19 protein-coding genes are annotated in these 24,940 nt (G+C 71.5%); 15 read left to right on the top strand and 4 right to left on the bottom strand.

Annotation, left to right across the window (positions count from 1 at the left end):
- The first annotated feature begins 40 nt into the window (after positions 1-40).
- From lexA to V6D49_RS04225, 8 genes are all read left to right on the top strand, one after another.
- Positions 41-853 (top strand): transcriptional repressor LexA, encoded by an 813-nt coding sequence (lexA, locus tag V6D49_RS04260; protein ID WP_340557239.1) that lies wholly within the window; start codon positions 41-43, stop codon positions 851-853.
- A 579-nt stretch (positions 854-1,432) separates the two neighbouring features.
- Positions 1,433-1,957: a transcriptional regulator NrdR gene (gene nrdR / locus V6D49_RS04255; protein ID WP_340557238.1), complete on the top strand. Its 525-nt coding sequence runs from the start codon at positions 1,433-1,435 to the stop codon at positions 1,955-1,957.
- A gap of 121 nt (positions 1,958-2,078) precedes the next feature.
- Positions 2,079-4,970, top strand: a complete 2,892-nt coding sequence (locus V6D49_RS04250; RefSeq protein ID WP_340557236.1) for a vitamin B12-dependent ribonucleotide reductase — start codon at positions 2,079-2,081, stop codon at positions 4,968-4,970.
- Between the two features lie 129 nt (positions 4,971-5,099).
- Entirely contained in the window at positions 5,100-5,927 is an 828-nt protein-coding gene (locus V6D49_RS04245) for an arylamine N-acetyltransferase family protein (protein WP_340557234.1), read from the top strand.
- Positions 5,928-5,947: 20 nt separating this feature from the next.
- Positions 5,948-6,556, top strand: coding sequence for a DUF4937 domain-containing protein (locus V6D49_RS04240; RefSeq protein ID WP_340557233.1), 609 nt, complete (start codon positions 5,948-5,950; stop codon positions 6,554-6,556).
- Between the two features lie 77 nt (positions 6,557-6,633).
- Complete coding sequence (locus V6D49_RS04235) at positions 6,634-7,290, top strand: histidine phosphatase family protein (RefSeq protein WP_340557232.1); 657 nt, start codon at positions 6,634-6,636, stop codon at positions 7,288-7,290.
- A 108-nt stretch (positions 7,291-7,398) separates the two neighbouring features.
- Complete coding sequence (locus V6D49_RS04230; RefSeq protein ID WP_340557230.1) at positions 7,399-8,109, top strand: ribonuclease HII; 711 nt, start codon at positions 7,399-7,401, stop codon at positions 8,107-8,109.
- Between the two features lie 371 nt (positions 8,110-8,480).
- On the top strand, positions 8,481-8,828 hold the full coding sequence (locus V6D49_RS04225) for a hypothetical protein (protein WP_340557228.1): 348 nt from the start codon (positions 8,481-8,483) through the stop codon (positions 8,826-8,828).
- A gap of 80 nt (positions 8,829-8,908) precedes the next feature.
- Here V6D49_RS04225 and V6D49_RS04220 read toward each other — a convergent pair whose 3' ends face one another.
- Together V6D49_RS04220 and V6D49_RS04215 are read right to left on the bottom strand one after the other, a co-directional pair.
- Complete coding sequence (locus V6D49_RS04220) at positions 8,909-9,376, bottom strand: hypothetical protein (RefSeq protein ID WP_340563670.1); 468 nt, start codon at positions 9,374-9,376, stop codon at positions 8,909-8,911.
- Between the two features lie 259 nt (positions 9,377-9,635).
- Complete coding sequence (locus V6D49_RS04215) at positions 9,636-11,810, bottom strand: RecQ family ATP-dependent DNA helicase (protein WP_340557226.1); 2,175 nt, start codon at positions 11,808-11,810, stop codon at positions 9,636-9,638.
- A gap of 133 nt (positions 11,811-11,943) precedes the next feature.
- On the opposite strand from V6D49_RS04215, the gene V6D49_RS04210 reads away from it, so the two are divergent.
- Complete coding sequence (locus V6D49_RS04210; protein ID WP_340557224.1) at positions 11,944-13,185, top strand: DUF4192 domain-containing protein; 1,242 nt, start codon at positions 11,944-11,946, stop codon at positions 13,183-13,185.
- Positions 13,186-13,234: 49 nt separating this feature from the next.
- Here V6D49_RS04210 and V6D49_RS04205 read toward each other — a convergent pair whose 3' ends face one another.
- Entirely contained in the window at positions 13,235-14,773 is a 1,539-nt protein-coding gene (locus V6D49_RS04205) for a fused MFS/spermidine synthase (RefSeq protein WP_340557222.1), read from the bottom strand.
- 167 nt (positions 14,774-14,940) lie between these two features.
- On the opposite strand from V6D49_RS04205, the gene V6D49_RS04200 reads away from it, so the two are divergent.
- The 5 genes from V6D49_RS04200 (at position 14,941) to V6D49_RS04180 (ending at position 21,724) form a co-directional block, all read left to right on the top strand.
- Positions 14,941-15,693: an NUDIX hydrolase gene (locus V6D49_RS04200; RefSeq protein ID WP_340557221.1), complete on the top strand. Its 753-nt coding sequence runs from the start codon at positions 14,941-14,943 to the stop codon at positions 15,691-15,693.
- Positions 15,694-15,790: 97 nt separating this feature from the next.
- A complete protein-coding gene (locus V6D49_RS04195; protein WP_340557219.1) occupies positions 15,791-17,680 on the top strand; it encodes an ATP-binding cassette domain-containing protein in 1,890 nt (629 codons plus the stop codon).
- A gap of 177 nt (positions 17,681-17,857) precedes the next feature.
- Complete coding sequence (locus V6D49_RS04190) at positions 17,858-18,739, top strand: FadR/GntR family transcriptional regulator (protein WP_340557218.1); 882 nt, start codon at positions 17,858-17,860, stop codon at positions 18,737-18,739.
- A gap of 412 nt (positions 18,740-19,151) precedes the next feature.
- A complete protein-coding gene (locus V6D49_RS04185; RefSeq protein WP_340557216.1) occupies positions 19,152-20,747 on the top strand; it encodes an RNA polymerase sigma factor in 1,596 nt (531 codons plus the stop codon).
- Between the two features lie 140 nt (positions 20,748-20,887).
- The gene (locus tag V6D49_RS04180; RefSeq protein ID WP_340557214.1) at positions 20,888-21,724 is read left to right on the top strand and encodes a S1 family peptidase; all 837 of its coding nucleotides are present in this window, start codon (positions 20,888-20,890) and stop codon (positions 21,722-21,724) included.
- A 136-nt stretch (positions 21,725-21,860) separates the two neighbouring features.
- On the opposite strand, the gene V6D49_RS04175 is transcribed toward V6D49_RS04180, so the two are convergent.
- Entirely contained in the window at positions 21,861-22,091 is a 231-nt protein-coding gene (locus V6D49_RS04175) for a DUF7455 domain-containing protein (RefSeq protein WP_340557212.1), read from the bottom strand.
- Between the two features lie 423 nt (positions 22,092-22,514).
- On the opposite strand from V6D49_RS04175, the gene V6D49_RS04170 reads away from it, so the two are divergent.
- A complete protein-coding gene (locus V6D49_RS04170; protein WP_340557211.1) occupies positions 22,515-24,638 on the top strand; it encodes a DNA gyrase/topoisomerase IV subunit B in 2,124 nt (707 codons plus the stop codon).
- Positions 24,639-24,940: the final 302 nt, after the last annotated feature.

The following is a 24,940-nucleotide window of genomic DNA, read 5'->3' as shown; positions in this document are numbered from 1 at the left end:
GTGCCACAGGGAGAACAGTTCGAAAGGGGTGCCGACCACCGTGACGACCACCGCAGACAGCGTGACGCTCACTGCCCAGGACACCGTCGAGGGCGGTGCCGACCGGGTCCATCCGGTCGGTGAGACCGCCGAGGTGCCCCTCGGCGCCGCAGGGGCCGGCGGCCGGGGGGCGCCCAGGGGCGCCCGCGCGCTGCCGGGCAGGCCACCCGGTATCCGGGCGGACAGCACCGGTCTGACCGACCGGCAGCGTCGCGTCATCGAGGTGATCAGGGACTCGGTGCAGCGCCGTGGCTATCCGCCCTCCATGCGGGAGATCGGCCAGGCGGTCGGTCTCTCCAGCACGTCCTCCGTCGCCCACCAGCTCATGGCGCTGGAGCGCAAGGGATTCCTGCGGCGCGACCCGCACCGGCCGCGGGCCTACGAGGTGCGCGGCTCCGACACCCCGAGCACGCAGACGACGGACACCACCGGCAAGCCGGCCGCGTCCTACGTCCCGCTCCTCGGTCGCATCGCCGCCGGCGGGCCGATCCTCGCCGAGGAGTCCGTGGAGGACGTCTTCCCCCTGCCCCGGCAGCTCGTGGGAGACGGCGAGCTTTTCGTGCTCAAGGTCGTCGGGGACTCGATGGTCGAGGCCGCGATCTGTGACGGCGACTGGGTGACCGTGCGCCGTCAGCCCGTCGCGGAGAACGGCGACATCGTGGCCGCGATGCTGGACGGCGAGGCCACGGTGAAGCGCTTCAAGCGCGAGGACGGCCACGTCTGGCTCCTCCCGCACAACTCCGCCTACCAGCCGATCGCCGGGGACGAGGCGACGATCCTCGGGAAGGTCGTCGCGGTGATGCGGCGCATCTGAGCACCCCCGCCTCCCTGCGGCGCAGTCGCGCGTCCGGACCCGAGGTCGTCCTCCCGGGGACCGGGCCCCGCGTCCGGCGCCTCCCGCGCCCTCTGCGGCCCTTCGCCCGACCCCGGCGGTCGGGCGAAGGGCCGCCGCGCGTGCCCGCCCCGGACCGCCTCGGGGCGCGCGCATCGTCACCTGAGGTAGTCTCTCGCGGGCGCGTTCTCCGCGTGCCATCGGCACCGCCGTGCCCGGCCGAGGTCGGTCCGTCCGGCCGCCTGCTCGGTGTGGGGCCGCCCTTCGGCGGTCGTCGGGCCAGGGCGGTGCGGCGCGCCGGGCGGGTCCCGTCCGCCGCTACCGCCCACGCTCCGCGGCCCCCGTTCCCGGCCTTCCCGGGTGTTTCTCCGCTGTGCCTCCCCGCTGTGGAGAGCTACCACATCTAGTGGTTGTATGAGGCACGGCCCCAACAGCTTGTGTCCCGGTGCTTCCCGGCCGACCGGCATCGCCTATGCTGGGGTCCGTTCCGAGGGGGCGTTTGCCGCCCCCGAGGGACTGTTTCGCCATGTCGCACATCAAGGGTGAGGAAGGTGGTTCCCGATGCATTGCCCCTTCTGTCGGCACCCTGACAGCCGCGTCGTCGACAGCAGGACGACGGACGACGGAGCCGCCATCCGGCGACGCCGCCAGTGCCCGCACTGCTCCCGTCGCTTCACGACGCTGGAGAACGCGTCACTCATGGTGATCAAGCGCAGTGGCGTCACCGAACCCTTCAGCCGGGACAAGGTGATCGCCGGAGTGCGTAAGGCGTGCCAGGGGAGACCGGTCGGTGAGGACGCCCTCGCCCAACTCGGCCAGCGCGTCGAGGAGGCGGTGCGGGCCACCGGCAGCGCGGAGCTCTCCACGCACGACGTGGGGCTCGCCATACTCGGCCCGCTGCGCGAACTCGACGTGGTCGCCTACCTCCGCTTCGCGTCCGTCTACCGGGCGTTCGACTCGCTGGAGGACTTCGAGGCCGCCATCGCGGAACTGCGGCACCCTGTGCCGCAACCCGCCGGGCCGGACCCGGCGCCGCGTGCCGTCGACCGGGCCGAGAGCCCGGCCTCGGCGAGCGCCGGCGACTGACCGGCAACACAGCCAAGACCTCACCGGACGGCGCCCAGCGGCGCCGCCCGGTGGTAGCCAGACATCGTGGCCCGGAAGAAACGGGACACATAGGGCGTTATGCCCGTACCAGGGAGGCGGAATGACAGAGACGACGAGCGGCCCGGCACGAGGCTCTCGAGCCAAGGCCGGCAAGCCGGAGAAGGCTGAGAAGGCCGGTCGTCCGGCCGGGGGCCTGCGGGTCGAGCGCATCCACACCACCCCCGGGGTGCACCCTTACGACGAGGTGGTCTGGGAGCGCCGTGACGTCGTCATGACGAACTGGCGGGACGGCTCGGTCAACTTCGAGCAGCGGGGTGTCGAGTTCCCCGAGTTCTGGTCGGTCAACGCCGCCAACATCGTCACCAGCAAGTACTTCCGCGGGGCCGTCGGTACCCCGCAGCGCGAGACCAGCCTCAAGCAGCTGATCGACCGGGTGGTGAAGACCTACCGCGCCGCAGGCGAGGAGCACGGCTACTTCGCCTCGCCCGCCGACGCCGAGATCTTCGAGCACGAGCTGGCCTACGCGGTGCTGCACCAGGTCTTCTCCTTCAACTCCCCGGTGTGGTTCAACGTCGGCACCCAGCAGCCCCAGCAGGTCTCCGCCTGCTTCATCCTCTCCGTCGACGACTCCATGGAGTCGATCCTCGACTGGTACAAGGAAGAGGGGATGATCTTCAAGGGAGGCTCCGGCGCCGGTCTGAACCTCTCCCGCATCCGTTCCTCCAAGGAGCTCCTCTCCTCCGGCGGCAACGCCTCAGGACCGGTCTCCTTCATGCGCGGTGCCGACGCCTCCGCCGGCACCATCAAGTCCGGTGGCGCGACGCGCCGGGCCGCCAAGATGGTCGTCCTCGACGTGGACCACCCGGACATCGAGGCCTTCATCGAGACGAAGGTGAAGGAGGAGGAGAAGATCCGCGCCCTGCGCGACGCGGGCTTCGACATGGACCTGGGCGGGGACGACATCACCTCCGTCCAGTACCAGAACGCCAACAACTCCGTCCGGGTCAACGACGCTTTCATGAAGGCCGTCGAGTCCGGGTCGACGTTCGGGCTGCGGGCCCGCATGACCGGCGAGGTCCTGGAGGAGGTCGACGCTCGCGCCCTGTTCCGCAAGATGGCCGAGGCCGCCCACGTCTGCGCCGACCCGGGCATCCAGTACGACGACACGATCAACCACTGGCACACCTCCCCGGAGTCGGGCCGTATCAGCGCCTCGAACCCGTGCAGCGAGTACATGCACCTGGACAACTCCTCGTGCAACCTCGCCTCGCTCAACCTCATGAAGTTCCTGCGGGACGACGCCGAGGGCAACCAGGCCTTCGACGCCGAGCGCTTCGCCAAGGTCGTCGAGCTCGTCATCACGGCGATGGACATCTCCATCTGCTTCGCCGACTTCCCCACCGCCAAGATCGGGGAGACCACCCGGGCCTTCCGCCAGCTCGGCATCGGGTACGCCAACCTCGGCGCCCTCCTGATGGCGACCGGCCACGCCTACGACTCCGACGGCGGCCGAGCCCTCGCCGGAGCGATCACCTCCCTGATGACGGGCACCTCCTACCGGCGCTCCGCCGAGCTCGCCGGGACCGTCGGCCCGTACGAGGGCTACGCCCGCAACTCCAGCGCGCACAACCGCGTCATGAAGCAGCACGCCGAGGCCAACGACTCCGCGCGGCGCATGGACGACCTGGACACGCCGGTCTGGGCCGCCGCCACCGAGGCGTGGCAGGACGTGCTCCGCCTGGGCAAGAAGAACGGCTTCCGCAACGCCCAGGCCAGTGTGCTCGCTCCCACGGGCACCATCGGGCTGATGATGGACTGCGACACCACGGGCGTCGAGCCGGACCTCGCCCTGGTGAAGTTCAAGAAGCTCGTCGGTGGCGGCTCCATGCAGATCGTCAACAACACGGTGCCCAAGGCCCTCAAGCGCCTGGGCTACCAGGACGAGCAGGTCGAGGCGATCGTGGCCCACATCGCCGACCACGGCAACGTCGTCGACGCGCCCGGCCTCAAGCCGGAGCACTACGAGGTCTTCGACTGCGCCATGGGGGAGCGGGCCATCTCCCCGATGGGCCACGTGCGGATGATGGCCGCCGCGCAGCCCTTCCTCTCCGGCGCCATCAGCAAGACCGTCAACATGCCGAGCTCCAGCACGGTCGAGGACGTCGAGGAGATCTACCTCCAGGGCTGGAAGCTGGGCACCAAGGCACTCGCCGTCTACGTGGAGAACAGCAAGGTCGGCCAGCCGCTGTCGGCCAAGAAGAAGGACGACGCGAAGGCCGTCCCCACCGAGGAGAAGCCGGTGGAGAAGGTCGTCGAGTACCGGCCGGTGCGCCGTCGCCTGCCCAAGGGCCGTCCGGGCATCACCACGTCCTTCACCGTGGGCGGCGCCGAGGGGTACATGACGGCGAACTCCTACCCCGACGACGGCCTGGGCGAGGTCTTCCTGAAGATGTCCAAGCAGGGCTCGACCCTCGCGGGCATGATGGACGCCTTCTCGATCGCCGTCTCCGTCGGCCTCCAGTACGGCGTCCCGCTGGAGACCTATGTCTCGAAGTTCACCAACATGCGCTTCGAGCCGGCCGGCATGACCGACGACCCGGACGTGCGGATGGCGCAGTCGATCGTCGACTACATCTTCCGCCGCCTGGCGTTGGACTTCCTGCCCTTCGAGACGCGCTCTGCGCTCGGCATCCACTCGGCGGCCGAACGGGAGCGCCACCTGGAGACGGGCTCCTACGAGCCCGACGACGACCTCGACGTCGAGTCGCTGGCCCAGTCGGCTCCCCGGCGCGCCGAGCAGCCTCCTGCGGCGCAGTCGCCGGAGGCCGAGGCTCCGGCCCCGGCAGCGGCGCACAACTCCACCGAGCTCGCGGAGATGCAGTTCGGCCTCAACGCCGACGCACCCCTGTGCTTCTCGTGCGGCACGAAGATGCGCCGTGCCGGCAGCTGCTACCTCTGCGAGGGATGCGGCTCCACGAGCGGCTGCAGCTGACCCTCCGGCGCCCGGCCGACCGGCCGGGCGCCATCGGCACAGGCGGGGCCCCGGTCGACGACCGGGGCCCCGCCTCGTCGCCTCGTCCGGGGCGGGAATGGCCCACGACCGGGCCGCGTTGTCGCGATCATGTGGAGTTCCGAGAAGCTGGACCTGAACGCCTACCTGGCCCGTATCGGGTACACCGGTGACACCCCCGAACCCGACCTGGCCACCCTCCGGGAACTGCACCGGGCCCACGTGCAGCGGTTGCCGTTCGAGAACCTGGAGATCATGCTCGGCCGGCCGGTGCTGCTCGACCTGGATTCCCTCCAGGACAAGATGATCACCCGGCGTCGCGGCGGCTACTGCCACGAGCAGAACTCGCTGTTCGCCGCCGTGCTCGAGCGCATCGGGTACACCTTCACGGGGCGTGCCGGACGCGTCGTCCAGGGCGAGCCGGGCAAGATCCTTCCGCCCACCCACATGCTTCTGATCGTCGAGGTCGACGGCGAGCGGTGGCTGGCGGACGTCGGCTTCGGCAGTGAGGGCCCGCGCCTGCCGATCCGGCTGCGGGCGGGCGAGGAGGTGCGCCACGGGGAGTGGTCGTACTCCCTCGGCCGGGACGCGGACGGTGTCTGGATGCTGCGCGCCCTGCGCCCCGAGGGCTGGGTGGACCTCTACTCCTTCACCGAGGATCCCGCCTTCCCGCCGGACTACTTCGTCTACAACTACTACGTCTCCACCCACGCCGGCTCTCCGTTCACCCGCCGCCCGGTCGTGCAGGTGTCGGGCATGAAGGACCGGACGGCCCTCCTCGGCTCCCGGCTCGCCGTCATCCGCCCCGACGGCACGACCGACGAACGCGAGGTCCCCGAGAGCGAACTGGGCTCCGTCCTTGACCAGGTGTTCGGACTCGCCTTGAGCGAGGAGGAGTTGGCGGTGTTGGGGGAGCGCAATCGGACGATCAGCGGCTGAGATGCCCGTACGATGGCGCGGTGCTGGTCAAGTGGGTGCGGTGCACCGTGGTCGATCGCCGCGGATTCGAGCGCGGACAGCGGAAGTGGGCGGGCCTCCTCGGCGAGCCCGGTTTCCGTGGGCAGGGAGGTGGCTGGAGCCGCTCCAGCAGCGGTGTCGCACACCTCTTCGGCTTCTGGGAGAGCCGCGCCTTCTACGACTCCTTCATGGCGCGCTCGCACGACCGGCTGCACGCGGCGCAGGTCGGCACCTACCGGGACATGCGCGCCCTCCTCTTCGAATACCGGTTCGACGTGAAGACCGGCTTCCGTCCGGAGTTCACCGACGCCGACCTGCTGCGCGTCGCTCACTGCCGGGTGCGCAGTGAGCGGGTCGACCACTACGTGCTCATGCAGGAGAAGGTCTGGAACCCCGCCATGGCCGGGTCGCCGGGCATGTTGCGCGGCGTGTTCGCGGAGGCTCCGGGCCTGGCAGAGTTCCTCGTCCTCTCCATGTGGGACTCGGCCGCCGAACACGGCAAGTACCGGGTCGAACGCGTCGAGCGGCTGTCGCTGCGGGCCCAGACCGGTGCTGACATCGCCGCCATCGACGGGGACGTCATCGATCTCCAGCCGTCGTGGACGGTCTGACGCGCGCCGTCCGGTCCGGTTCGCGAGCCGATGTCGCCAAGTCCGCTCCCCGGGTGTGCGGGGCTTACGCTGTCTCTATGGCACGACCTCGTCGCATCGTCCTCCTCCGGCACGGCGAGTCCGAGGGAAACGCCGACGACTCCGTGTACTCCCGGGTACCCGATCACGCCCTCCGGCTGACGCCCGAAGGGCGCCGTCAGGCCGCCCGGGCCGGAGCCGAGCTGCGCGCCCTGTTCGGCGACGAACGGGTGTCGGCGTATGTGTCCCCCTACCGCCGCACCCACGAGACGTTCCGTGAACTGCGACTCGACCCCACGCTCGTGCGGGTACGGGAAGAGCCGCGCCTGCGTGAACAGGACTGGGGCAACTGGCAGGATCGGGACGACGTGCGCGGCCAGAAGGCCGCACGGAACGCCTACGGCCACTTCTTCTACCGCTTCTCCCAGGGCGAGTCCGGCGCCGACGTCTACGACCGCGTCGACGCCTTCCTGGAGAGCCTGTGGCGGAGTTTCCAGGCCGCCGACCACCCCCCGAACGTCCTGCTCGTCACCCACGGGCTGACCATGCGGCTGTTCTGCATGCGCTGGATGCACTGGACCGTCGCCGAGTTCGAGTCCTTGTCGAACCCGGACAACGGCGAGACACGGGCCCTCGTCCTCGGTCCGGAAGGCCGCTACCACCTGGACCGGCCCTTCGAGAGGTGGTGCACCCCGGAGCCCTACGAGGTGCTCTGAGGAGCGTCGGCGTCCGCCGCCGGAGGAGAGGAGCCGGCGACCGCCTCGGTCGCCGGGACCGGGGCCCTGCCCGCTCGGGCGCCGCCACCGGCCGAGTAGGCTGGAAGCGTGCCGTACGACCCACCCACACACCGCGTCGAACGTTCGCTGCGGGCGACGACCTCCGCCCGGCTCGTCGCCGGGGTGGACGAGGTGGGACGCGGCGCGTGGGCCGGGCCGGTCACCGTGTGCGCCGCCGTCACCGGCCTGCGCCGTCCCCCGGAGGGCCTGACGGACTCCAAGTTGCTCACCCGAGGTCGGCGCACCGAACTGGCCGAGGTGCTGCGCGGCTGGGTCACGGCACACGGCTTCGGCCACGCCTGGCCCGAGGAGATCGACCTCCTCGGCATGACGGCGGCACTGCGACTGGCCGCCGAGCGCGCGTTGCAGGCGCTGCCGCAGCGACCCGACGCCGTGATCCTGGACGGGTCCCACGACTATCTCGGAGCACCCTGGCACGTCCGGACCGTGGTCAAGGGTGACCGGTCCTGCGTCTCGGTGGCCGCCGCGTCCGTCCTCGCGAAGGTCCAGCGCGACACCCTGATGGCCGAACTGGGCTCCGCCCACGCCGCGTTCGACTTCCAGGGCAACGCCGGGTACCCCGCCCCCGCCCACCGGGCGGCGCTCGCGGACCTCGGGCCCACCCCGCACCACCGGCTCACCTGGGCGTACCTGGACGCCCTGCCGCGCTGGAAGCACCTGAGAAAACCTCATCCCTTGGCGGCTGTTCCGGGCCCGGCCGTCGCGGAGGCCGAGGGGGAACAGGCCCAACTGTTCTGACGCTTCACCGTTCTGACTCTTCCCGTTCGCGCGCCGCCCCGGCGGGACGACCCGCCGACACGGCCCCGCGCCCTGTTTGATAGACAACATCCATGCCGCACAGCTCCGAGGAGCCCCAGATCCGCCCCAGCGTTCCCGGTCCCCGCACTTCTGCGGGTACCGCCCGTGTTCCCCAGCCCCCTCGCCCCGCCGTCCCGGGGCCACGCCCCGGCCCCCGGCCCGCGCCGCCGCGCGCCGACCGCAGCCGTCCCGGCCCCGGGTCGTCAGGTTCCACGAGGCCCGCCCGTGGCCCCTCGCCGTCGTCCCCGGGCACCTCGACGGCGGCACCGGTCACGGCGCCCACCGCCCGCATCCGGCTGGAGGCCGCCACGGTGGCGACCGCCGTGTCCGTCGCGGACGATGCGGTCGACGCCCTGCTTGACGAAGGCCGTTCGCCCGGCGACATCCTCGTCCTCACCACCGGAGGCCCGCACCCGTGGGCCGAGCACGAGCTCACCTTCGGCGAGGACGCCTACTGGCGGCAGCAGACGGAGGGCGGCGACGTGTTCTACGCGCACACCTCCGCGCTCGCCCGGGCCACGGACCGGCCCGTCGTCGTCGTGGCCGTCAACGGCGGCACCGACGCGGCGATCGCCGAGACCCTGCCTCGCGCACTGGGCAAGGCCGGCTCGGACCTCGTCGTCTGCGGTGACCCCGACCAGTTGCGCAGCCTCCTCTGACCCCTTCCGGTCGGTTCCCCTCGGTACCGACCGGGCCGGACGACCGGAGCCGGTGGTCCGTTTCCTCGGCACGCTGCCCTTCAGGGGCGCGGGCCGCCGATCCGTGCCGCCGGACGGCGCCCTCGCCGCTCCTCCCCGTGCACCCGCCAGCCTCGCGGTGTGAGCGTCACGTAGGCGCCACACCGCAGGCCGTGCAGCGTGCAGGCGTCCCGCAGGGCCCACATCCAGGCGCCGTCCTCCTCCGTCCACGCCTCTTCGCCCTCCCGGCAGTACAGGAGCATCGCGGTCCGCACCGGACGGCGCAGCCGTAGGTCGTGGGGTATGACGCGGCGCAGTTGGTTCAGAAGCGCGTTCCGGAACTCCCAGCCGTCGGGCGGATCTGTGCCCCGGCCGAAGGAGGCGCTGGCGGAGAGTCGGTCGTCCGGGCCGAGCACCGCCACGATCGCGGTGAGCGGCAGCGGCCGGTGACGGGCGTGCAACCCGGTCACGACCTCCCGGGGGTTGCGCAGCAGCGGTACACCCGCTGCTGCCCACTCGGCCGGTTCCATGGTGCGCGCCAGCCGGGAGGTGGCGTCGGTGGTCGGAGCCTTCGGAGCTGCGACGGTCACGGTTCTCCCTTCTCTGCGCCCGTGGGAGCGGAGCCGTCGGGCAGGGGCGCACGCCACGACAGGCACGGGTACCTCTCGGTCCGTTGCGGGAGTGAGGTCAATTGTCGCTGGCCGGTTGACGTGGGGCAACGCACAATCGCGTCCAACTGGCCGGAACGGTTCCGCAGCCCGACGCGGGGAGGCGCTGGGGCAGCCGAGGTCAGCCCTGGACCGCCAGGACGAGAGGCAGCACCCCCCTCGCCCCCGCCTGCCTCAGCCGGCCGGCCACCACGGCCAGGGTCCATCCCGTGTCCGTGTAGTCGTCCACCAGGAGCACCGGGCCCGCCGCGTCGGCCACCGCCCGGGCGAGGGCGGGCGGCACGGTGACGGTGGTGTGGAGGGCCCGTACGCGCTGCGCGCTGTTGGTGTGCGAGGCGGCCCGGCCCGCCTCCTCCCCGGCCATCTCCACCGCGCCGAGCAGAGGTATACGGCCGACCGAGGCGATCCGCTCTCCCAACGACCGCACCAACTGCGGCCTGGACCGCGAAGCCACGGTCACCACGCCGACAGGCCGGGGCCCTGCCGTCGGCTCGCCCGAGGCCCATCCGCCCGGGCCCTTCGCCCAGTCGGCCAGTACGGCGACGACGGCGCCCACGACGTCTTCCGGTACCGGACCGTCGGGCGCCTGCGGCTCCAGGAGCGGCCGGAGGCGACTGCCCCAGCCGATGTCGGTCAGTCGGCCCAGCGCCCTGCCGGGAGACGCCTGCTGGTCGGCGGGAATGCGGCCGCGCAGGTCCACCCCGACGGCTGGCAGCCCGGTCGGCCACATTCTGCGCGGCTCGATCTCCGTGCCCGGACGGTCGAGCTGCCCCTGTGCGGCTGCCAGCGCGTCAGCAGGGGCGTCCTCACCGAACCGCGCTCCGGCGCAGTTGTCGCAGCGGCCGCACGGCGCCGCCTCGGGATCGTCCAGTTGCCGGCGCAGGAACTCCAGCCGGCACTGCCCGGTGCCCGCGTACTCCCGCATCGCCTGCTGCTCCGCCGCACGCTGTCGCGCCACCCAGGCGTACCGCTCGGTGTCGTACCGCCAAGGCTCACCGGTGGCGGTCCAGCCCCCGCGGACACGGCGCACCGCGCCGTCCACGTCCAGGACCTTGAGCATCATCTCCAGCCGGGACCTGCGGAGTTCGACCAGGGGCTCCAACGCCGGAAGGGACAGGGGACGGTCGGCCGTGGCCAGGACGTCGAGCGTTCGCCGCACCTGCTCCTCGGGTGGAAAGGCCAGCGAGGCGAAGTACTTCCAGATGGCCTCGTCCTCCGGGCCCGGCAGCAGGAGCACCTCGGCGTGCTCCACGCCGCGTCCGGCTCGGCCGACCTGTTGGTAGTAGGCGATGGGGGAGGACGGGGAGCCGAGATGCACGACGAAGCCGAGATCCGGCTTGTCGAACCCCATGCCGAGGGCTGACGTGGCGACGAGGGCCTTCACCCGGTTGGCCAGGAGGTCGCCCTCCGCGGCCTCCCGGTCGGCGTTCTCCGTCCGCCCGGTGTAGGAGGCCACCGTGTGCCCGCGCTGCCGCAGGTAGGCCGCGACCTCCTCGGCCGCCGCGACGGTCAGCGTGTAGATGATCCCCGAGCCGGGGAGCTGGTTGAGATGGCCGTCCAGCCAGGCGAGCCGATGTGCCGCGTCGCGCAGCCGCAGCACCGACAGGCTGAGCGACTCCCGGTCCAGCGGGCCGCGCAGCACCAGGGCGTTGGACGTGCCGACCTCCTGCCCGCCGGTGCCGAGCTGTTCGGCGACGTCGGAGGTGACCCGCGCGTTGGCCGTCGCCGTCGTGGCGAGCACGGGCACGTCGGGGCGCAGCGCGGCCAGCATGCTCCGCAGCCGACGGTAATCGGGGCGGAAGTCGTGTCCCCAGTCGGAGATGCAGTGCGCCTCGTCGACGACGAGCAGCCCGGTGGTCTGCGCCAGGCTGGGCAGGACCTGGTCCCGGAAGTCCGGATTGTTCAGCCGCTCCGGGCTGACGAGCAGGACGTCGACCTCTTCGGCGCGCACGGCCTCGCGCACGGCGTCCCACTCCTCGACGTTGGCCGAGTTGATGGTGCGGGCCCGGATGCCGGCCCGGGCGGCCGCCTCGATCTGGTTCCGCATGAGGGCCAGCAGTGGCGAGACGATCACCGTCGGGCCGCTGCCGCGCTGCCGTAGCAGGGCGGTCGCGACGAAGTACACGGCTGACTTGCCCCAGCCGGTGCGCTGGACGACGAGCACGCGCCGGCGGTCGGCGACGAGCGCCTCGACGGCCTTCCACTGGTCTTCCCGGAGGCGTGCCGTCCCCGTGTCGTCTCCCACCAGGCGGGCGAGGACGCCATCAGCTGCGCTGCGCAGGTCGTTGGCTGTCATGGCGACCATGCAACCCGACACTCGGCCGGTACGGCGAATCCGGCGTTGTGGACAACGCGCCGATGGTGCGTTGATCGGATCGTCGCACTGCGGGTGTGGATGACGCGGGAGGCCGATGCGGCAAGGTCGAGCCATGACACAGAGTGATCGTCGCTTCACCCCCCAGCCCTTCTCCTCCGATGTCGCCTCGGGTCTCGCCTCCGAGCCCGAGCAGCGCGTGACGCTGCGTGGCCCTGCCGAACTCGCGGACGCGCTTCCGTACCTTCTCGGGTACCACCCGGACGATTCGATCGTCGTGATCGCCGTGCACGGGGAACACGGCAGGTTCGGCGGCCGTATCCGGCTCGGCATCCCCTCCGTCCCGCAGGAGTGGCCGGAGGCCGCTCGCCAGGTCGCCGAGTGCCTCCTCGCCGGCAGTGAGGCGGAGGGGGACCGGCCCACCGGTGCGGTCCTCTACCTCTGCCAGGACGCGCGGTCCGGCGAGGAGCCCTCCGCCGTGCCCGTCCGCCTCCGGCCCCTCGCCCAGGAGCTGCGCGCCGCCTGTGTGGCGCTGGACATGCCGGTGTTCGAGGCCCTGTGTCTCTCGGGCGGGCGGTTCTGGTCGTTCTGCTGCGACGACCCCCGCTGCTGCCCGCCGGAAGGCATCGAGCTGAGGCCGCCGGGATCCTCACCGATGGCGGCGGCAGCCACCTACGCGGGCATCCGGGTCCAGGGGACACTCAAGGAGCTGGCCGCCAGACTGGCTCCGCTCGCGCCTCACCGGGCCCCTCTCCAGGAGCAGGCGCTGGACACGGCGGCGGCTGACCTGCTGCCGCGGATGCTGGACGTCTCGGCCAAGGAGATCGTGCGGGCGCGGACGCTGGAGCTCGCCGCGCACCTTCTGGGGCGGTTCTCGTCCTCACCGCCCGCCGCAGGCCGCTGTCCCTCGGAGGTCGACGTCAGCGACGACGCCCGGATCTCGGAGGCCGAGGCGGCCGCACTCATCGTCGGGCTTCAGGACAGGATCACGCGGGACCGCGCCGCCGAGTGGATGGAGGGGGTCGACGCCCAGCCGGCACTGCGGCTGTGGCGGGCCCTCGGCCGCCGTTGCGTCGGTGCCTTCACGGAGTACGCGGCGGCACCGCTGACCCTGGCCGGCTGGGTCTCCTGGTCCACCGGGGACGAGACGAACGCGCGCGTCGCCCTGAGCGCCGCGCTTGAGGCCGATCCCGAGTGCGTCTTCGCCAGGCTGCTGCACTCCGCGTGCAACAGCGGACTCGACCCGGAGCCCCTGCGGGGCACCTTGCGAGGTCAGCGTGCGGCACACGGGGGCCGCCCCGAAGCCTGCCGGGGCGCTGGGGCCGGTCCGGGGCCGCGCCCGGGCCCGGAGGCGTGACGTGACGGCCGGGGTGGTCTCCGTGGCCGGGTATCGGGTGGGCGCCCTCTCACCTGCCGCTCGGCGTCCGGTAGGGCTGGAAGAGCTGGTCCACGGGCGCGTAGTCGTCCGTGAGCGCGGGTGCGTCGCCGACCCAGGAGACGAGGTCGTCGCCCGTGGCGATCCTCCAGCCGGTCTGCCGGGTGTCCAGTGCCTCCTGTACCGCGCGCAGGTCGACCGGGCGGTCGGAGGCGAGCACCACCAGATTGCCGCCCTCGGGCTCGGCGGTCGGGTCAAGCCCGATGTCCCCGGCATCACCGAGGAGCGCGACGTGCTCGAACGCCGCGCCGAGGGTGGCCACTTCGGCCCGGGCGAAGGCCAGTTCACCGTAGTCGATCAGGTTGACCACGTAGACGCCGTCCTCGTTGAGCACCCGCCGGACGTCCGTCATCGCCTCCACCGTGGTGAGATGCCACGGCACGCTCACGCCCCCGAAGGCGTCACCGACGACGAGGTCACGGCTGTCGGTGTCCAGCCGCCGCAGCCCGAGCCTGCCGTCCTCCGCGCGGACGTCGACGCCGGTGTCCGACGTCAGGCCGAGGCGGTCGCGGTCGACCCGCACGACACCGCTGTCGATCTCCGAGACGAGGCTGCGTGTCCCGGGCCGCGTGGCCGCGAGGTATCGGGGGATGGTGAGTCCCCCGCCGCCCAGGTGGTGGGCGTCGAGCGGTTCCCCTGGGGGAAAGGCGGAATCGATCACCGAGGCGATGGCGCGCACGTACGTGAACTTCAGAAAGGTCGGGTCCTCCATGTCGACGTAGGAGTGCCGCACACCGTCCAGAACGAGAGTGCGGCCGCTGTCCCGGTCAGGGTCCGTGACCACCCGTACGCAGTGGTATCTGGTCTCCGCGTCGCAGCCCCCTGGCGCGACCGCGGTGGCCAGGCCGCCGGCGATGACCACGAGCGTGAGGCCGGAGGCTCCCCTCCACCCGCGCGTGCGCCATTCCACCACCGCCGAGCCGAGCACCAACAGCGTTCCGAGGCCGATCAGGATGCTGCTGACGGGCAACCGCGATACGAGGACGAAGCCGGTGAGGACGGTGCCGACGATGGCACCGACCGTCCCGACACCGGACAGCCGGCCCACGACCGTTCCCGTCTCGGCGAGGCTGGTCAGGCGCAGTTTGGTCGCGATCGGAGTCACCGCGGAGAGCAGGGCGCCCGGAACCAGGATGGTCAGTGCCGCGATGAGCAGGAGCAAGGCCGGTGCCCACTCCGCGGTCGTGCGGAGCACTGCGGGAGTGAGCGCCACGACCGCTCCGGACACCCCGAGCGAGGGGCCTATGAGCCGGCGCGGGTCGACCCGGTCGGCCAGGCGCCCGCCGAGCCAGGAGCCGAGGGCGATCGCGGTGAGGGCGATGCCGATCACCATCGTGCTGGTCTCGAGGGTGAGGCCGAGGTAGGGGGCCAACAGCCGCAGGGCGACGATCTCGACCACCAGGACCGCGGCGGAGGATCCGAACACCAGCACGGCCGCTGCCCGGGGGCCCAGGCCGTACCGGCGGGGAGTGGTGTCCTCGTCGACGGGCGAGGAAGACGATGTGGTCACGGGCGTCATCCTCGCACGCGGTGCGGCACGGCGAAGGCCGTGAAGGAGGAGCCACCTGAGGGCCCGGACCCGCTCTCCCCGGCCGCTTCCGAGAGCGCGGAACGTGGAATCCGCACGCGGTTGGCCGAGCCCCTGTTTATCGTCAGGGAGACGACTAAGATCATGTCATGCCCTACGACCCGTCGGCCTACCCGCCCTTCGCCGTCACTGTCGATCTGGTCGTTCTCACCGTGCGCAAGCACGCTCTGTGTGCCCTGGCGGTACGGCGGGGCGAGCCCCCCTTCCAGGGCCAGTGGGCGCTGCCCGGTGGGTTCGTCCTGCCGGACGAGGACCTGGGCGAAGCCGCGGCACGGGAGTTGGCCGAGGAGACCGGGCTCCAGGTGGAGGAGCCGGGCGGGCACAGCGCTCACCTGGAACAGCTGGCCACCTATGGTGATCCCGGCCGCGACCCCCGGATGCGAGTGGTCAGCGTGGCTCATCTGGTGCTTGCTCCCGATCTGCCGGCGCCTGTCTCCGGAGGTGACGCGAAGACGGCTCGCTGGACGCCGGTCGAGCGCCTCCTGGCCCCTGAGGAAGGCCGGGGGGAGGCGGCGCACAGTACGACCGGACGACTCGCCTTCGACCACGACCGCATCCTCGCGGACGGCGTGGAGCGGGCCCGGTCGAAGATCGAGTACTCCTCGCTCGCCGCCGCCTTCTGCCCTCCGGAGTTCACGGTGGGCGAGTTGCGGCGGGTCTACGAGGCGGTGTGGGGTGTCGCTCTCGACCCGCGGAACTTCCACCGCAAAGTCACCGGTACTCCGGGCTTCCTCGTGCCGACGGGAGGAACGACGACCCGTCAGGGCGGACGTCCGGCCCAGTTGTTCCGGGCCGGTGGCGCCACGGTTCTGAACCCCCCGATGCTGCGTCCGGAGGTTTGACTCCTCCGACACCCCGGCGGGGACCCTGACTGACCTTAATGTCGGATATGTCGAGTTATCGTGCTGTGCGTTGTTCATGCGCTCAGCGGGAGAAGCGATGATTCAGGCGATCGGGCTCACCAGCGATCCCCGCCGTGGGCGGCCGCCGGCCGTCGACGACCTCACCTTCGAGGCCCGACCCGGTCGCATCACGGCCCTCCTCGGACCTACGCGGGCCGGCAAGTCGACGGCGCTGCGGCTCATGCTCCAGTTGCAGGGCGGTCGCGGGGTGGCCCTCTTCCGGGGGCGTGCCCTGCATCAGCTGCCGCAGCCCGCCCGTGAGGTGGGAGTGCTGCTCGGCGACGTGCCGGGCCACCCCGGACGCACGGCCCGTGGCCACCTGCGCATGCTGAGCTCGGCGGTGGGGGTGCCTGTCGAGCGGGCCGACGAGCTTCTGGACGTCGTCGGGCTCAGCGGGCTCGCCGATCAGCGGCTCGCAGCCTTCTCCCTCGGGATGGACCGTCGGCTCGGGCTTGCGGCCGCCCTGCTCGGCGACCCGCACACCCTCGTCCTCGACGATCCCGCCCAGGGCCTGACGGCGCGGGAAGCGGCCTGGCTGTACAACCTGCTGCGTGGTTTCGCCGATCAGGGCGGCCTCGTGCTCACGACCACGCGGGACCCGAAGGAGGCGGCCCGGCTGGCCGATCGGATCGTGACCGTGGACGGCGGTCGCCTCATGGCGGACCAGGAGTCGGCGGACTTCGCCCGGACCCGGCTGCGTCCACGCGTCGTGGTGGCGTCGCCGCACGCCCGTCGGCTGGCCGCCGTCCTCGCCCAGGAGGTGCGCAGCGCCGAGCGGGGAGAGCTCTTCACGCCCGCTCGGCCCGCTTCCGTCGACGGACGAGCCGGTCCTCAGGGTGTGCGGGTCCGGGGGGAGGTGGCGCAGCCCGTCGAGATCGTGGAGGAGAGCGGCGGGAGGATCTCCGTGTACGGCAGCACCTGCGCCGTCGTCGGCGAGACCGCGTACCGGCACGGAATCCTCGTGCACCGGCTTGCCGAGGAGGTCGGCGACACCGCTGCGGGCTCCGCGCCGCCGCTGGACCGTGCGGACGGCCGGAGCGGCGCGCCGACCGCCCGAGCGCAGCGCTCGACCCCGCGCCGCTCACCGAAGGGTGCTCCGGCAGGGGACACCGGTACCGACGGGACGGCCGCGTGGCCACGGCTGCCGGCCGTCGCCTCCGCCGGCCCTTCCCGGCCCCTGCGCTACGAGCTGCGGCGGCTGGCCGGCGTGCGGGGCACCTGGCTGCTGTGCGTCGCGGCCCTCGCGGCCGGGCTCGCCGCAGCCCTCGTGCTCGGGCGCGGGGCCGAGGGGCATGCCGTGCGAGCGCTCGCGGGCTGGCCGTCCGTACTGCCGCTGCCGTTCGTGGCGGCGGCGGCCGGGCTGCTCGGCGCCCTGTCCTTCGGCCACGAGTTCCGCTATCCCGCACTCGCACCGGCCCATGCCCCGGTGCCGCGTCGGCTGGGCATGCTCGTCGCGAAACTCCTCGTCGCCGCCGCTGTGGCGCTCCTGCTCACCCTCGGAACCGTCCTCCTCAACGCCGTGGCGTTGACCCTCTGCTACGGGACCGGCCTTCTCGACCTGCCCCGGCACTGGCTCCCAGGGCTCATCGCGGCCGCCGCGCTGGCGGTGGGCTGCGCCTGGGCCGGCGCACTGGCTGCCGCGGTCCTGCGTTCCACCGTGCTCGGGCTCGCCGCCGTGTTCGCGGTGCCGGTGGCGCTGGCTCCCGCGGTCCGGCACGTCCTGACCCAGGAGGACGCCGGCGGTCTCACCGCTCTCGCGCAGCGCGTCGAGCCGCTCTTCCTCGTGCGCTGGCCGGGCGGCGCGGACGCCTGGGCCCCTGCCGCCGCGCACCTGGTGTCGCAGCCGATGAGCAGCGCGCTCGCGATTTCCCTCATCGCACTGTTCTGCGCCTACGCCTGCACCACCCTGTACGGGAGGCTCCGCTGAGAAAAGCCTGCCGCACCGCTCTGACCTGCGACGAACGGCTCTGTCGCGGTGCTCCTCGGCCGACGTCAATCGGGAACAGGCCGACGATCACCCTTTCGTGTGCTTTTCACCAAAGCCCTCAAGCCGGTCGGGTGAGCGGCCGACAAAGGATGCGTGACTACCCTTGCGCACTCCACGATGACCTCCTCCCGTACCGCCGACTCGGCCCGAGTCGAGCTGGACCGCTACTCGTACGCCGAGTCCACCGGTGTTCCCCGGGCGACCACGAGCGTTCCCGCCTGGGACGGGGGCGACGCCGACATGGCCCGGGCGGGACGCCGGACGGCCGGCAGTCGCGGGCGCGGCCTGCACGGCCAGCTGGTCCAGCAGCTCGGCCAGATGATCGTCTCCGGGGATCTCGGCGCGGACCGGCCGCTCGTCCCCGAGGAGATCGGTCAGCGGTTCGAGGTGTCCCGCACGGTGGTCCGGGAGTCGCTGCGGGTCCTGGAGGCCAAGGGGCTCGTCAGCGCCAGGCCGAACGTCGGCACCCGCGTCCGTCCCGTGAGTGACTGGAACCTGCTCGACCCCGACATCATCGAGTGGCGGGCCTTCGGCCCCCAGCGCGACGACCAGCGCCGTGAGCTCCGGGAGCTGCGCTGGGCGATCGAGCCGCTCGCCGCCCGTCTCGCCGTCGGTCACGGACGGGACGAACTCCAGCAGCGCCTCGCGGACATGGTGGAGATCATGGGGCGCGCCCTCGCCCAGGGGGACGCGCTGACCTTCTCCCGGGCCGACACCGAGTTCCACACGCTCCTGCTCCAGGCGGCCGGCAACCGCATGCTGGAGCACCTCTCGGGCATCGTCTGCGCGGCGCTGCACGTCTCCGGCGGACCGGCGACGGGCTGTGAGCGTCCCACGGAGTCCGCGATCACCCAGCACCAGCGGATCGCTGACGCCCTGGACGCGGGTGAGCCCGCGGCGGCCGAGGCGGCCATGCGCGAGCTTCTCGCCGTGCACCCCGAGACGGCGGGCGCTGCGGCGGGGGACGGGCACGTCGTGCCCGCGCCGCGGGAGCACTGAGGACGTCCGCGAACCGTCGCGCCTCTGCGTCGCCGGGCCCCGCACGGCGGAGTCCGGCGACGGCTGTCGGTCGACGTGCCCCCGGCCGCGCCGACGGGCACCCCGTTGCGCCCTCCGAGCGTCGGCGGGTAACCGTCGGCCCGCACCTCACCGGCCGTTACTCCTCATATGCTCTTGTATGTCCCGATAAGCTCTGTGACTCGCGACACGCGGAACGGGCGTAACGCTTTGCGCGGGCAGCGCGATGGTTCAAGAGGTAGTGGCCACAGCGGGAACAGCGCTCACGACATCGGCGTTGTACCTCCTCCCTGCACTGCCCGCCCGGGCAGCCGGTTCATCCCCGCCGGCGTCCCTCGGCTCGGCCCCCTGTGGGCGGGGTCGTAGCCGTTCCCATCGTTCCGAGAGGTTGTTCGTGTCGGCCAGCACATCCCGTACGCTCCCCGCGGAGATCGCCGAGTCCGAGTCTGTGATGGCGCTCATCGAGCGGGGAAAGACTGAGGGGCAGATCGCCGGCGACGACGTGCGTCGGGCCTTCGAGGCTGACCAGATTCCGCCAACCCAGTGGAAGAACGTCCTGCGCAGCCTCAACCAGATCCTCGACGAGGAGGGTGTGACGCTGATGGTGAGTGCCGCCGAGGCGCCCAAGCGCACCCGCAAGAGCGCCGCAGCGAAGGCACCGGCCCGGCGTGCCGCCGCCAAACCGGCGGCACCCAAGAGCCCTGCCAAGAAGGCCGCCCCCGCTCCGCCCCCCGCCGCCGCGGAGCCCGCGGACCCCCCTGTGACCGACGAGCCCGCGGCCGAGGTCGCGGAGGACGGGCCCGCCAAGAAGGCCGTCGCCAAGAAGGCCGTCGCCAAGAAGGCGACGGCGAAGAAGACCGCGGCCAAGAAGACGGCCGCCAAGAAGACGGCGGCCAAGAAGTCCGTCGTCGACGAGCTCCTCGAAGGCGACGAGGAGAACGTGGAGGAGCCCACCGCGAAGCGCGGCAAGGGCGGTCCCGAGGACGCCGCCGAGCCCAAGGAGGGCGAGAGCGGCGAGGGCTTCGTGCTGTCCGACGAGGACGAGGACGACGCCCCTGCCCAGCAGGTCGCCGCCGCCGGTGCGACCGCCGACCCGGTCAAGGACTACCTCAAGCAGATCGGCAAGGTCCCGCTGCTCAACGCCGAGCAGGAGGTGGAACTGGCCAAGCGCATCGAGGCTGGTCTGTTCGCCGAGGACAAGCTGGCGAACTCCGACAAGCTGGCACCCAAGCTCAAGCGCGAGCTGGAGATCATCGCGGAGGACGGCCGTCGGGCCAAGAACCACCTCCTGGAGGCCAACCTCCGCCTCGTGGTGTCCCTCGCCAAGCGCTACACGGGCCGCGGCATGCTGTTCCTGGACCTGATCCAGGAGGGGAACCTCGGTCTGATCCGTGCGGTCGAGAAGTTCGACTACACCAAGGGGTACAAGTTCTCGACGTACGCCACGTGGTGGATCCGGCAGGCGATCACCCGCGCCATGGCCGACCAGGCCCGCACCATCCGCATTCCGGTGCACATGGTCGAGGTCATCAACAAGCTGGCGCGCGTCCAGCGCCAGATGCTCCAGGACCTGGGCCGCGAGCCCACGCCGGAGGAGCTGGCCAAGGAGCTGGACATGACGCCCGAGAAGGTCGTCGAGGTTCAGAAGTACGGGCGTGAGCCGATCTCCCTGCACACGCCGCTGGGCGAGGACGGCGACAGCGAGTTCGGTGACCTCATCGAGGACTCCGAGGCCGTCGTGCCCGCCGACGCCGTCAGCTTCACGCTCCTGCAGGAACAGCTGCACTCGGTGCTCGACACGCTCAGCGAGCGTGAGGCGGGCGTCGTGTCGATGCGTTTCGGTCTCACCGACGGCCAGCCCAAGACGCTGGACGAGATCGGCAAGGTCTACGGCGTGACGCGCGAGCGCATCCGTCAGATCGAGTCCAAGACGATGTCCAAGCTGCGGCACCCGTCCCGCTCGCAGGTCCTTCGGGACTACCTGGACTGACGAGCGTTCTCCGCCGAGGGCCGGCACCCTTCCCCGGGTGTCGGCCCTCGGCGCGTCCGGAACCGGGCCGGGAGTGCCGCGAAACGCCGATCGGGTTACTCCTGCGGTGACGCCCTGACTGCGTAGAGTCAGGAAGCCGTATGAGAAACTTTCCGCGCCTGCTGCTCGGCGCCCTCGCGCTCGCCCTGCCCCTCGGTCACCTGGCGGCGGTGGGGCCGCCGTCCGCCACCGCCGCCGCCCGAGTGATCGGCGGCAGTGAAGTGACCGCCGAGGACCACCCCTGGGTGGTCGCCGTGGCGAGCCGGGAGTACTTCGGCAGCGGCAGATCGGGTCAGTTCTGCGGTGGCGTGCTCGTGAGCCGGAGCACCGTGGCCACGGCGGCGCACTGCTTCAGCTCGGAGGTCCTGGGCACCGACGTGTCACGTGTGGACGACCTGCGGGTGGTCGTCGGCCGGACCGACCTGCGGACGGACGAGGGGCGGGAGATCGAGGTGGCGCGCGTCTGGGTCAACCCGGCGTGGGACAGCCGTACGAACGGCGGTGACCTCGCGGTGCTCACACTGGCGAGTCCGTTGCCAGCCGGGACCGTGCTCCCCATGGCGGAGAAGGAGGACCCGGCGTATGCGCCCGGCACCTCGGCCGGTGTGTTCGGTTGGGGGGACGTGCGGGGCGACGGCAGCTACGCCACCACCCTGCGGAAGGCCCGGGTGAGCGTCCTGGAGGACGCCCGCTGCGCCGATGCCTATCCGGGGGGCCCTGCGGGCACGTACCAGCCGGAGAGCATGGTCTGCGCAGGTCTCCCGCAAGGCGGTCCGGACGCCTGCCAGGGCGACAGTGGGGGGCCTCTGGTGGCCCGTGGGCGGCTGGTGGGCCTGGTCTCCTGGGGGGTCGGCTGCGGTGAACGCGATCTGCCTGGGGTCTACACCCGGGTGGGGTCCGTGCGGGACCTGATCGCGCAGTCCGGTGGTGGGGCGTAAGAAAGGACGGCGGGCGGCCACCCCGTGGTGGGGTGGCCGCCCGCCGTTGTCCGGCGTAGGGCCGGCGCATCGCTCTTGTCCGCAGCACCCGGCCTCCCGACGACTGGGTCGGGGCCGGGGCTGTCAGACCCGCAGGTCAGCGTTCGTCGTTGGACGCGTTCGCGGGAGGGGCGGTGAGCCGCTCCGTCTCGTCCTGTATCTCGGCGGCGATCTTCTTGAGTTCCGGCTCGAACTTACGGCCGTGGTGCGCGCAGAACAGCAGCTCGCCACCGCTGACCAGCACGACGCGCAGGTATGCCTGGGCGCCGCAACGGTCGCAGCGGTCCGCCGCCGTCAGCGGGCTCGCGGGTGTCAGAACAGTAGTCACGTCGCCTCTTCTCTAGCTCGACGAGCTGTCGTACCAGGGTCAACATCCAACCAGCCCGAGAATGTTCCCGCCCGGAGCATTGCCCCGAAGTTTTTCCTTCCGAGGGGTTGGCTGTTGCCGGTTGGCGGCGAAAGAGCCGTATTGCAGGGTTACTGGTCGCTTGCGGGTCTCATGCGGTTTGTCCTGTCGTCGGTCCCGGTTGTCAACCGGTTCGTATCGGAGGACGTGCCCGGAGCCTAAATGGTTCATGCCTCAAAGTGAACGTGATGTACACGTCACCCTCCCGAGTTATCGAACGCATATGCGATCCTCCTCTAGCATAGGTTTACCCGTGGGTGGCTGCTCACCAGGGCTCCTGGGCCTCGGTACCCTCTGACCGGCAAGCAAGCCACCCCCAGTTGGATTCAGCGAGGAGCGAACCGCGTGACCGCCGAGACGTCTGTGCCGTCGTCCACAGCGCTGCTGACCGGAGCGGACCGGGACGGTTCCAACTACACCGCGCGGCATCTCCTCGTCCTCGAGGGCCTTGAGGCGGTACGGAAACGACCCGGCATGTACATCGGCTCCACCGACAGCCGGGGCCTGATGCACTGCCTCTGGGAGATCATCGACAACTCGGTCGACGAGGCCCTGGGCGGCCACTGCGACCGGATCCACGTCGTCCTCCACGCGGACGGCTCCGTCGAGGTGCGCGACAACGGTCGCGGCATCCCGGTGGACGTCGAGCCGAAGACGGGGCTCTCGGGCGTCGAGGTCGTCATGACGAAGCTGCACGCCGGAGGCAAGTTCGGCGGCGGCTCGTACGCCGCCTCCGGCGGTCTGCACGGCGTGGGCGCCTCCGTGGTGAACGCGCTGTCCGCCCGGCTGGACGTCGAGGTGGACCGCAGCGGGAAGACGCACGCCATCAGCTTCCGGCGCGGTGTGCCGGGAATCTTCACCGAGTCCGGCCCCGACGCCCCGTTCGACCCCTCCGGCGGGCTGCTGGCCGGAAAGAAGATCCCCAAGACCCGGACCGGCACCCGCGTGCGGTACTGGGCGGACCGCCAGATCTTCCTCAAGGACGCCCGTCTGTCCCTGGAGACGCTCCACGCGCGCGCCCGGCAGACGGCCTTCCTCGTGCCCGGGCTGACGATCACCGTGCGCGACGAGCGCGGGATAGACGACAGCGCGGTGACGGAGGAGGTGTTCCGCTACGACGGCGGGATCAGCGAGTTCTGCGAGTACCTGGCGCAGGACAGGCCGCTGAACGACGTCGTCCGGCTGGAGGGGCAGGGCACCTTCAAGGAGACCGTGCCGGTCCTCGACGACCGTGGGCACATGATGCCCAAGGAGGTCACCCGGGAGCTGGGTGTGGATGTCGCCCTGCGCTGGGGCACCGGGTACGACACGACGGTCCGGTCGTTCGTGAACATCATCGCCACGCCCAAGGGCGGCACGCACGTCGCGGGCTTCGAGCGGGCCGTCACCCGCACGATGAACGAGGTGCTGAGGGCGTCGAAGCTGCTGCGCGTGGCCGAGGACGACATCGTCAAGGACGACGCCCTGGAGGGCCTCACCGCCGTCGTCACGGTCCGGCTGGCCGAACCGCAGTTCGAGGGCCAGACGAAGGAGGTGCTGGGCACCTCGGCCGCGTCGCGGATCGTGGGCCAGGTCGTCGCGAAGGAGCTGAAGGCCTTCCTGACGTCCGGGAAGCGGGACGCGAAGCAGCAGGCGCGAGCCGTGCTGGAGAAGGCCGTCGCCGCCGCCCGCACCCGCATCGCCGCCCGGCAGCACAAGGAGGCGCAGCGCCGCAAGACGGCCCTGGAGTCCTCGGCCCTGCCCGCGAAGCTCGCGGACTGCCGCAGTGACGACGTCGAGCGCAGCGAGCTGTTCATCGTCGAGGGGGACTCGGCCCTCGGCACCGCCAAGCTCGCACGGAACTCGGAGTTCCAGGCCCTGCTGCCCATCCGCGGGAAGATCCTGAACGTCCAGAAGTCCTCCGTGTCCGACATGCTGAAGAACGCCGAGTGCGGGGCCATCATCCAGGTCATAGGAGCCGGGTCGGGGCGCACGTTCGACATCGACCAGGCCCGGTACGGCAAGGTGATCTTCCTGGCGGACGCCGACGTCGACGGTGCTCACATCCGCTGCCTGCTGCTGACGCTCTTCCAGCGCTACATGCGGCCGATGGTCGAGCAGGGCCGGGTCTTCTCGGCGGTGCCGCCGCTGCACCGCATCGAGCTGATCAACCCGAAGAAGGGCCAGGAGAAGTACCGGTACACGTACTCGGACAACGAACTGCGTCAGACGCTGCTCGAGCTGCAGAGCAAGAACATCCGCTTCAAGGACTCCATCCAGCGCTACAAGGGCCTCGGCGAGATGGACGCCGACCAGCTCGCGGAGACCACCATGGATCCGCGGCACCGCACGCTGCGCCGCATCAACATCGGCGACCTGGAGGCGGCGGAGAAGGCGTTCGACCTGCTCATGGGGAACGAGGTCGCGCCGCGCAAGGAGTTCATCACGACGTCGGCCGCCACGCTGGACCGCTCCCGCATCGACGTGTGACGACCGGGGCCCGGTGACGACCGGCGTGCAGTGTGCTGTCCGCCCGCCGTCCCCGACGCGGTTCGGGCCTCGTGTCACCTGAAACGGTGAAGGTCGCCCGAACCCCCGGCCCGGGTGCCGCCCCGCTCGCCATCCTGGGTCTCCCGGGGGAGCGAGGAGAGTGCGGTGACACAGCAGGACGGTCCGGACGGGCGCGGGACGGGCGGCGTCCTCGGGTACGAGGACGACCCCTGGTACGACGCGGTGGCCTCGGGGCGGCGGCAGCCGGCGGCCGGCGCCGTGCCGTGGCACGCCCAGCCCCT

This window comes from Streptomyces sp. GSL17-111 (genome assembly GCF_037911585.1).
GTDB lineage: Bacteria > Actinomycetota > Actinomycetes > Streptomycetales > Streptomycetaceae > Streptomyces.
Note: the sequence above shows the minus strand (reverse complement) of the source record. Positions and strands in the feature narration are given on the sequence as shown.